At 47.4% G+C, this 9,907-nt stretch carries 8 protein-coding genes; all 8 read left to right on the top strand.

Features of this window, described 5'->3' with window-relative positions; genetic code table 11:
• Positions 1 to 173 precede the first annotated feature (173 nt).
• The 8 genes from AB5Z12_RS19965 to AB5Z12_RS19930 all read left to right on the top strand — a co-directional run bounded on the left by AB5Z12_RS19965 (position 174) and on the right by AB5Z12_RS19930 (position 9,795).
• Positions 174 to 2,990 carry an ATP-binding protein gene (locus AB5Z12_RS19965; protein WP_334285166.1) on the top strand — a complete coding sequence of 939 codons (2,817 nt, stop codon included), beginning with the start codon at positions 174 to 176 and terminating at the stop codon, positions 2,988 to 2,990.
• 56 nt (positions 2,991 to 3,046) lie between these two features.
• Positions 3,047 to 6,679 carry a VaFE repeat-containing surface-anchored protein gene (locus tag AB5Z12_RS19960; RefSeq protein WP_244095615.1) on the top strand — a complete coding sequence of 1,211 codons (3,633 nt, stop codon included), beginning with the start codon at positions 3,047 to 3,049 and terminating at the stop codon, positions 6,677 to 6,679.
• A gap of 67 nt (positions 6,680 to 6,746) precedes the next feature.
• Positions 6,747 to 7,109: a hypothetical protein gene (locus AB5Z12_RS19955; RefSeq protein WP_040015509.1), complete on the top strand. Its 363-nt coding sequence runs from the start codon at positions 6,747 to 6,749 to the stop codon at positions 7,107 to 7,109.
• A gap of 62 nt (positions 7,110 to 7,171) precedes the next feature.
• Positions 7,172 to 7,447, top strand: coding sequence for a hypothetical protein (locus tag AB5Z12_RS19950; RefSeq protein WP_008373818.1), 276 nt, complete (start codon positions 7,172 to 7,174; stop codon positions 7,445 to 7,447).
• Positions 7,448 to 7,607: 160 nt separating this feature from the next.
• Complete coding sequence (locus AB5Z12_RS19945; RefSeq protein WP_005333505.1) at positions 7,608 to 8,027, top strand: DUF3268 family zinc-finger domain-containing protein; 420 nt, start codon at positions 7,608 to 7,610, stop codon at positions 8,025 to 8,027.
• A 13-nt stretch (positions 8,028 to 8,040) separates the two neighbouring features.
• Positions 8,041 to 8,628 (top strand): sigma-70 family RNA polymerase sigma factor, encoded by a 588-nt coding sequence (locus AB5Z12_RS19940; RefSeq protein WP_005333504.1) that lies wholly within the window; start codon positions 8,041 to 8,043, stop codon positions 8,626 to 8,628.
• 20 nt (positions 8,629 to 8,648) lie between these two features.
• Positions 8,649 to 9,335: a hypothetical protein gene (locus AB5Z12_RS19935; protein ID WP_005333502.1), complete on the top strand. Its 687-nt coding sequence runs from the start codon at positions 8,649 to 8,651 to the stop codon at positions 9,333 to 9,335.
• Between the two features lie 13 nt (positions 9,336 to 9,348).
• A complete protein-coding gene (locus tag AB5Z12_RS19930) occupies positions 9,349 to 9,795 on the top strand; it encodes a hypothetical protein (RefSeq protein WP_005333500.1) in 447 nt (148 codons plus the stop codon).
• Positions 9,796 to 9,907 lie beyond the last annotated feature (112 nt).

Below are 9,907 nucleotides of genomic sequence, written 5' to 3'. Positions count from 1 at the left end.
TGCCTATATTTTAACACAATGAAAGGAACCTGCGAACAGATTCCTTTCCATTTTTTTCTTAAGTTTATGATGTTGGGGTAATCTGGAGGTCCGACAGTCTTCCGGAAGGAAAGCCACGCAGGAAACCACGTTTCAAAGAGCCAAAGACAAAGAAACACCGGAAAGCAGAAAAAATGGCAGAGCCTTCCAAAGTAATGGCATCGGCTCCCCCACAGTCTGAACCGGACGCACCAGCTCCGCCAAAAAGTAAAAAAAAAGAACACCGGCAGTTTGATACCTCCACCAAGCGGGGCATCAAAAAACAGGCAAAGGAAGATATCCGTTATCTGAAGTGGGAGCAGAAAGAAGCCAGCCGACAGAAAAAAGAGGCGGCGAAACAGATAAAAATACAGAAAAAAACGGAAGCCCGGAGACGAAAGGAGGAAGAAAAACGGGCAGTTTCCGAAAAGCGGGCTGCAAAAAAAGAGCAGAAAAAAAAGGTGGTTTCCAAGGAGGACACCTCATCTGCCACGTCAAAACCCGTTTCCCGGAAAAAGCGAAAGAAAGACCAGACCTTGGAGGATTATCTTCCGGTGGAAAAAATCGCAAACGGAATCGTCTATACCACAGACGGACGGTACGTGAAGATCCTGGAGATTGAACCAATCAACTTTCTGCTTCGAAGTGCCAGGGAACAGCAGGGCATTATCTACAGCTTTATCAGTTACTTAAAGATCAGCCCTGTCAAACTCCAGATCAAGATGATCTCCAAAAAAGCAGACATCAATAAGCATCTGGAGCAGTCCCAGCTGGAGCTGGAGCGGGAAACCGATCCCCACTGTCAGGAACTGCAGCGTGACTACATCCAGTTTGTCCAGAACTTAAGTTCCAGAGAAGCAGTATCCAGACGGTTCTTTCTGATCTTTGAATATGAACCATTCAACGCAAACCGAAAGGAAGAGGAACGGGAAATCCTTGCTGCTCTTGAGACAGCCTCCCAGACCGCCAAAACCTTTCTATACCAGTGCGGGAATGAAGTGGTCTCCCATGACAATGAGGATGAATTTACTACGGATGTTCTCTACACCCTTTTAAACCGTACCCTTTGTACGGAGGTTCCGCTTTCGAACCGGATCAGCACTGTACTGTCCGCCTATACAAAGGAAAATCGCATGGAGGAACTGGATCACATCCGGATCAACGAGTTTCTCGCACCGGAAAGTGTGGATTTCAAGCACTCCCATTATGTGCAGATCAATGGGCTTTACCATTCCTACCTGCTTGTGCCGTCTGACGGCTACAAAAACCGGGTAACTCCCGGATGGCTGTCACTCCTTGTCAATGCCGGGGAAGGGATTGATATTGATTTCTTTCTCCAGAAACAGCCAAAGGACAAGATTCAGCAGCGTCTCGGTCAGCAGATCCGTATCAACCGTTCCAAATTAAAGGATGCGTCCGATACCAACACTGATTATGACGATCTGGATTCTGCCATCCGCTCCGGATATTTTCTGAAGCAGGGACTTGCCAACAACGAAGATTTCTATTACATGAATCTTCTCATCACCATTACTGCTTCCACGTTGGAAGAACTGCAGTGGCGGATTCAGGAAATGAAAAAGCTCCTGATCTCGCAGGATATGAACTTACACTCCTGCTACTTTTTACAGGAGCAGGGATTTTTATCCTCTCTGCCGCTGGCAAATCTGGACAAGAAGCTTTTTAAGCTGTCCAAGCGGAACGTACTGACTTCCGGGGCGGCAAGCTGCTATCCCTTCGTCAGCTACAGTATCTGCGATGATAACGGAATCCTCTTTGGGGTAAACAAGCATAACAATTCCCTGGTCATTGCGGATATCTTTGATTCCAGGCAGTACAAGAACAGCAACATCTGTATCTTAGGCTGTTCGGGAGCAGGAAAGACCTTCACCATGCAGACCATGGCACTAAGGATGCGAAGAAAAGGCATCCAGGTGTTCATCATCGCTCCGCTAAAGGGACACGAATTTTACCGGGCTGCAAGGAATGTCGGCGGAGAATTTATCCAGATCTCTCCTGCCAGTAAGAACTGTATCAACATCATGGAAATCCGGAAGGTAGACAATTCTGTAAATGAACTGCTGGACGGACCGACACTGGATGCCTCCGCACTGGCAGGCAAGATCCAAAGGCTTCACATCTTCTTCAGTCTGCTGATCCCGGATATGTCCCATGAGGAGAAGCAGCTTCTGGATGAAGCCCTAATCAAAACCTATGCCAGAAAAGGGATTACACATAAAAATGAATCCCTGACAGATCCGCAGCATCCGGAGCAGTACAAAAAGATGCCCATTCTGGAGGATGTCTACAATGTCCTGCTGGAAAGCGAGGATACCAAACGTCTGGCTCATATCCTGAACCGCCTGGTTCACGGTTCTGCTTCTTCCTTTAACCAGCAGACCAATGTGGACCTGACCAATAAATATACGGTACTGGATATCTCCGAACTGACCGGTTCCAGCGATCTTTTAACGGTCGGCATGTTCGTTGCCCTGGATTATGTCTGGGATAAAGCGAAGGAAAACCGTACCGAAGAGAAAGCCATCTTTGTCGATGAGGTCTGGCAGCTCATCGGTGCATCCAGCAACCGGCTTGCAGCGGAATTCGTACTGGAGATTGCCAAGATCATCCGTGCTTACTCCGGAGCCGGCATCTTTGCCACACAGGATTTAAACGACTTCTTTGCTCTGGATGACGGGAAGTACGGCAAGGGTATCATCAATAACTGCAAGACCAAGATTATCCTGAACATGGAGGATGAAGAGGCACAGCGGGTGAAGACTATCCTGCATCTATCGGAAACAGAAGTAATGAACATCACCCATTTCCAGCGGGGCAACGGTCTGATCTCAACCAACAACAATAACATCACTGTGGAATTTAAGGCTTCCAATCTGGAAAAGGAGCTGATTACCACAGATCGGCAGGAGCTTCTGGAAATCCTTGCGAAACAGAAGAAACAGGCTGTGTAACTTTTGGCAGCACTGACGCTGCCCTTTTCATTTGAACTTTAAGAAGGAGGAGACTTATGTTACAGACATACAAATCCTATACCAGACGGACGCTGGCTATGCTGCTGGCAGTCCTTGTCGCAGTCGGCGCATTGTTTTCCGGCAGTTTTCCGGTTCATGCAGCCGACGGCACCATCAGCTATAAGGCAGGTGCCAATATCCCTTACGGCAGCTATTTTACCTCCCGCATGAGCTTTGACGGGAGCAATACTGCCTACTGCGTGGAACCACTGAAGAAAACACCTTCCTCTGGTTCCTATTCCTATGACCTTTTAAGCCAGAACTCCCCGCTCAGAAAAGCGCTCTACTACTTAAACGGCGGTTACGGCTACGATAAAGTCGTCAAGGATAAATATTTCAGTGGCTGGAGTGATGATAACAGCTATGTCATCGGACATCTGGTTGTCGCTTACATCTATGCCGGTAATTCCGCTGACACCGGAGCTTTCCATGGCGCCCCGCAGTCCTATATTGATAAAGCACTGGAAGTAGCCAGTGCCATTCAGGGACTTCCGAACCCGCCGGAAGGCTTCCGGGCATTCATCGTTCCGGGACAGGGCAGCCAGACCATTGCCGGAAGCTGGTATCAGGTTCCAAACGGCTGGATCGAACTGAAAAAATCTTCTGCCAACGGAAGCGTATCGGACGGGAATCCGAATTACAGCTTAAAGGGTGCTGTGTATGGGATCTATCAGGGTGAGAAGCTCATCCAGAAACTGACCACTGATGAAAACGGGTATGCCAGATCCGGCGAACTGGAGGAAGGCGATTATACCATAAAAGAGCTCTCTGCTTCCAAAGGCTACATTGTAGACACCAAAGCTCACAAAGTCACCGTAAAAGCAGAACAGACTTCTGCTGCAAACGTAACAGATATTCCGCAGAATAATCCCATGAATCTGGTGCTTGAAAAGCTGGATGCCGAAACAAAGAAAGCCTCCCCACAGGGAGCAGCTTCCCTTGCAAACGCAGAATTTACAGTCAAGTTCTATACCGAGCAGTCTGACAGTGATCCTGCGGAAGCTGGAAAGAAACCGGCACGTACCTGGGTATTAAAAACAGATGTTTCCGGAAAGATGCATTTTACCAAAGATTCCTTTGTAAGCGGCGATGCCTTTTACTATACCAGTGATGGCAAGACCGTCTGTCTTCCGCTCGGTACCATAACGGTACAGGAAAGCAAAGCCCCTGCCGGATACCAGCTCAATCCAACTGTCTTCGTACAGAAAATTACAGGTGACGGTAAGCAGGAAATGGTTTCGGTATACCAGTCTTCTACCATAGAAGAATCTGTCATCCGTGGCGGAGTGAAGATCCAGAAACGTGACAGCGAGACCGGAGAAGCAAAACCGCAGGGTTCTGCCACTTTGGAAGGTACTGTCTTTGCGATCACTACGTTAAATGAAAATCCGGTATTAGTAGACGGAACATCCTACACGAAAGATCAGGTTGTCCTTACACTTACTGCCGATAAATCCGGTTCTGCTGCAACTGCAAAAGATGCTCTCCCATTCGGACATTACCGTGTGGATGAAACAACTGCACCTTCCGGTTATCTGAACAGCGGAAAGATCTCTGTAGAATTTGACATCACAGAACAGGGAAAAATCGTGGAACTGACTGCAAAAGACAATTCCATCTCCAATCAGGTCATCCGCGGGGATCTGGAATTTGTCAAGATTGCTGACGGCAGCCAGAACCGTCTGGCAAATGTGCCATTTAAGATCACTTCCAAAACAACAGGCGAAAGCCATGTGATTGTGACAGATGCCAACGGTTATGCCAGCACTTCCTCCAAATGGAACAAACATACCGCAAATACCAACCGGGGTGAGTCTTCGGAAGACGGCATCTGGTTCGGCACCTCCAAACCGGATGATTCCAAAGGCGCTCTCATTTACGATACTTACACTCTGGCGGAACAGCGTTGTGATTCCAACAAAGGCATGGATCTTTTAACCTTTGAAGTCAAGGTTTATAAGGATTCTGTTCTGATACAGGTTGGAACTCTGACCGATGATGCCATTGAGATCGGCACGACTGCTCTGGATGCCGAGACCGGTACACACATGAGCCAGCCGGCAAAAGAAGTGACCATTGAAGACGTTGTGGAATACGAAGGACTGAAAAAGGGCCAGAAATACAAACTGACTGGAACCTTAATGGATAAAAAAACCGGGGAACCAATCCTTGTGGATGAAAAACCGGTGATTTCTGAAACTGAATTTACTGCAAAGAAATCCTCCGGCTCCGTCAAAGTAACCTTTACCTTTGATGCAACTTCCTTAAAGGGAAAAACAACCGTTGTCTTCGAGGAATTATATCAGGATGAGATGCAGCTTGCAGTCCATACCGACATCAACGATGAAGACCAGACCATCTATTTCCCGGAAATCAAGACTACTGCGAAAGATGCGGACACGAACTCCAATATTTCCTGTGCAAAGGAAGAAATCACGCTGGTGGATACGGTTTCCTTTAAGGGGCTGGTTCCTAACCAGAAATATGAAGTGACTGGAACTCTGATAGATAAAGAAACAAAGAAACCAGTCGAAGCAGACGGAAAACCGGTGACAGCAAAAGCATCCTTCAAGCCAAAAGAATCCGCTGGTACGGTAGATGTTACCTTTACCTTTGATGCCAGCTCCTTAAAAGGGAAAACAGTAGTTGTCTTTGAATCCCTGGCTTACAAAGACAAGGAAGTTGCCGTACACACAGACATTGCGGATGAAGGACAGACTATTTACTTCCCGGAAATCAAAACCACTGCAACAGATGCTGCTTCCGGCACACACTATGCAAAACCGGAAAAAGAACTGACGCTTACAGACCTTGTGGAATACAAAAACCTGATCCCAGGCAAAGAGTACAAGCTGACAGGAACACTCATGGATTCGGAAACCGAAAAACCTTTCGATGTGGATGGCAAAGCTGTGACTGCAGAAACAAGTTTCACTCCGGAAGAAGCTAACGGCAGCGTAGAGCTTTCCTTTACCTTTGATGCCTCTGCACTTTCCGGAAAAACGCTCGTGGCATTTGAAACAATGACTTTTGAAGATCACGAAGTAGCGGTACATGCGGACATCAAAGATGCCAACCAGACCATCTACTTCCCGGAAATCAAAACCACAGCCAAAGACGGCAGTGACGGGGATCAGGATGTCTCTGCTTCCAAGGAAGCGACTATCGTAGATACGGTCACTTATCATGGTCTGATGCCTGGATCTGAGTACAAAGTCATCGGAACCCTGATGAATAAGGAAACCGGAGAGGCTTTGTTAAAAGACGGAAAACCAGTTACCGCTCAGGCAGAATTTAAAGCAGAAAAAGCTGGCGGCTCTGTGGAAGTTACCTTTACCTTCGACGCTTCTGCTCTTGCCGGACAGGATGTGGTTGTCTTTGAAAAGCTCTACTATACAGACGGAAAAACCGAGCATGAGATTGCTTCCCATGAGGATCTGAAGGATGAAGGTCAGACCGTACACATGACGGAGCTTTCGAAAGAACCGGAGACGCCTCCGGTAGCTCCGCCTGTAAAGACCGGCGATGAGACGCCGCTTCTCCTGTATGCCGGAATCGCCATAGCTGCACTTGCAGGTGCAAGTGTCCTGGGCATCGTTTACTTCAAACGCAAAAAGAAACATCAGTAACTCATAACGAAGACTCCTGCAGGCAGCTCCCACATGGAACTGCCTGCTTCTTTAGTAGGTGATGAATATGAAACACCCCCACTGCAAGACAGATGCCAAGCACATCCGTCATTTTCTGAACCTCTGTGAAGGGAACTGGCACTCCTGTATCTACGTCTGGTGCCGCACTTGTAACGCACAGGAAAGCTGTGAGAACTCTGGCTTTTTATTCCATCCGGATGAAACGGGAAGCCCCTGCATCCTCCCTCTTTCAGATGCAGCGCTTTTGTTTCCCCGGATACCGGAGCCAACCGAATGTACCGGAAGCATGAGCATTGCTGCTTTTACAGAGCTTTATCTGCCCTATCTGGCCGCTCAGAAGCTGCCTTTAAAGCCATGTCCCATTCCGGCACTGCTCCGGCTTCAGGAGAACCAGCAATATGACTGGTAACAAAAAGTTGCACTTTCAGGCTCTTATACGTACAGGATATGTAAAGAAAGGAGGCACTGCCTATGTTAAACGTAATTTCAATCATCCAATGTATCGATCAGGTCTTTACGAACCTGATATTTATTCCCATGATTTTTGTCCTGTATGTGAAATTCCGTCCGAAAAAGCCATGGACCAGAAGGCGCAGGAACACTTACCTGCTCTGTCTGGTACTGATCAGCTTATTCCTGCTACGGATTTTCTGTGAGAAGTTCATCTTTACACCGGTTAATTATCCACGTTTCACAGACAGCGGCTTATTCCCGCTCATCCGAGCAATTTTCTATCCCGGCATCTGAAAAATGGGGATTCGTGCCATTTAGTCCGAATCTGGGATCAGTATCCGCTTGCGTCCTATGGGAATTCATCACCTGCTTACTTACAATATAAGTATACAGTACGTACTGGTTATTCACGTACACGTTACGTATCGTGTATGTACAAGCGAGGTGAAAACAGATGAAGAAACCAAAAATCATCCGCTGCCCTTACTGCGGCGGAACAGCAATATTAAGAGATGCATCCTTTGTATATGGAACGCATTCTCATGGCGGACAGGTTTATGTCTGCTCCCACTATCCATCCTGCAATTCCTATGTCGGGGTACATCCGGGAACCAAGATACCAAAAGGAACGCTCGCCAACCGGGAGCTTCGTCAAAAGCGGATTCAGGCACATCGAATTTTCGATCAGATCTGGCAACAGGGCATCCTTTCCAAACCGGAAGCATATCGCTGGGTGGCAGATAAGTTCTGTCTGACAGATAAGCAGGCTCACATCGGACAGTTCAGCAACTATATGTGCGACCAGCTCATTCGGGAATCCGCAGATGTTTTAAAGAACAACCATATTCCCTTCCGCCTCCGGGCAGCCAGCTGAAAGGCGGTGATTGATGATGACCTTACCACTAAATAAAAAGCAAAAACAACTGGTGGAAAAATCCATGGATCTGGTTCCGATCATGATTCGTTCCATGACCCGCACCGCTGCCTATGTAACTGAGGAAGAACAACAGGAATTATGTCAGATTGGATATCTGGCTTTGTGCCGGTCGGCTGTCGGATTTGAGGAAGGAAGATCATTCCAGCCTTATGCCAAAACTATCATCCGTCATGCCATCTTTGACTACTGGCGGAAAATTGCCCGTGACCGCTCCATGCTCTGTTCTCTGGACGAAGCATCATCTGAAGATGAACATCTCCATTATCGTGATTTGTTTTCCTACGAGGATACACAAACAACTCACCCGGAAAAGGACACAAACCAGACCTTGCTTCTTGAGCATTTAACCCAGCTTGGCACCGGACAGTCCTCAACTATTCAGAAGGGAATTGTAGCCCTCTATCTGCAACAGCAGGGATATACCAGCTTTGACTTGGCAAAACACTACCAAGTACCAGCCAATCGTGTACGGGCATGGCAGAGCAAAGCACGGAAACTATTACAGCAGGATGATGCACTCTATGCACTTCTGACTTAACCTTGAAGGAGGGAACTTTTATGCTGACACTTTATACTGCTGTCGGAACCTTAAAATTTCAAAAAACGACAGGCGGAAAATCCATTCCTCTTGTAATCAACGATGGACAAGAATATGGACTATCGGATGACGAGCTGCTGCTCTGGAGCTGTCTTGCCTTCCAGATTCTGACGCTCCATGAACTCCAGGATGCCTATACCCTGCGCCAGATACAGAAAGAAGGTCCGAAAGGCTTATCCTTCCAACACTATCTGAACCGACTTTCCTTACGCGGTCTGGTTGTAAGCGGAATTGGACTGACAGGGGTGGATGCCTTATATCGCCTTCTCGGCAGTCTGACCATTATTCCCTTGAAGGATACCTTTCCCATCCGGCTCTTTGGCTGCGTTCAGCTTTATCTGGAAGGAACTATTGGTGCAAAAGAGTTTGGCAGATATTTAAAGAAGAAACCCTCTTCACCGATGGAAGATACCATTCTGAAGCTGGCTGATAAGGTATCCCTCACGACCGCTGAGCTTGTCACAAGTATGGAGCAGGAAAAAGTAATCCACAACGAATCGGATATTATGGATGAGTTATACACAGAACCGGAGACAACTTACCAAACACTTGTGGATGATGTCCAGATTCACCATACCCAGTATCCAGTGCTGCAGGCTATTGCTAATTTGTACCTGAATAAACAAATCACATTTCATACATGTTAAAGGAAGGAACCTTATGCCAAAACCATTTTTCACAAAGCTGGTTGCCATCAGTGCAATCGGCTTTTTCTGTGTACTTTTTGGGTGCATCTTCGGGATCGCCACCCATGACCGGCTCTTTATCCTCATGAGCCTCCTCATCGGAATCTGCAGCATCTTGCGTGCACTCAGTTTCTACCACCTGATCCATACACATGCTTATCTGTCACTGGACGTAAGCTGCACGAAACGGGAACAGACACTCTTCGGGAAAAACCAGCAATATTGGTTTGCCAGTGATAACGGAAAGGAATACGCCTTCTCACTGGAAAAGAATATCAAACTCCTAGAGGGACATCGGTATCGGCTGTACTTCCGGAAACCACAGCAGGGAACAGGGCAATCGATGCCATGTGCCGGAGATATTCTCGGATATGAAGAACTCACCGATCAACTGCCGGAACTTCCGGATACATCCGTTTAGATAGAAAATGAGCCGCCCGTACTGCATCACCCCTACTGATATGCCCCTTGTCAAGTAGACAGGTGAAATATCTAAAGGTAATCGAGTAGGAGGCGGTGACTAACCGCCGTCC

It is taken from the genome of Ruminococcus sp. RTP21358st1_G6_RTP21358_211008 (genome assembly GCF_040908885.1).
In the GTDB taxonomy this organism is placed as follows: domain Bacteria; phylum Bacillota; class Clostridia; order Lachnospirales; family Lachnospiraceae; genus Blautia_A; species Blautia_A faecis.
Note: the sequence above shows the minus strand (reverse complement) of the source record. Positions and strands in the feature narration are given on the sequence as shown.

Bases quoted from the DNA above. Each gene is read 5' to 3' on its own strand.
- AB5Z12_RS19965 (WP_334285166.1), top strand. From the start codon at position 174: ATGGCAGAGCCTTCCAAAGTAATGGCATCGGCTCCCCCACAGTCTGAA.
- AB5Z12_RS19960 (WP_244095615.1), top strand. From the start codon at position 3,047: ATGTTACAGACATACAAATCCTATACCAGACGGACGCTGGCTATGCTG.
- AB5Z12_RS19955 (WP_040015509.1), top strand. From the start codon at position 6,747: ATGAAACACCCCCACTGCAAGACAGATGCCAAGCACATCCGTCATTTT.
- AB5Z12_RS19950 (WP_008373818.1), top strand. From the start codon at position 7,172: ATGTTAAACGTAATTTCAATCATCCAATGTATCGATCAGGTCTTTACG.
- AB5Z12_RS19945 (WP_005333505.1), top strand. From the start codon at position 7,608: ATGAAGAAACCAAAAATCATCCGCTGCCCTTACTGCGGCGGAACAGCA.
- AB5Z12_RS19940 (WP_005333504.1), top strand. From the start codon at position 8,041: ATGATGACCTTACCACTAAATAAAAAGCAAAAACAACTGGTGGAAAAA.
- AB5Z12_RS19935 (WP_005333502.1), top strand. From the start codon at position 8,649: ATGCTGACACTTTATACTGCTGTCGGAACCTTAAAATTTCAAAAAACG.
- AB5Z12_RS19930 (WP_005333500.1), top strand. From the start codon at position 9,349: ATGCCAAAACCATTTTTCACAAAGCTGGTTGCCATCAGTGCAATCGGC.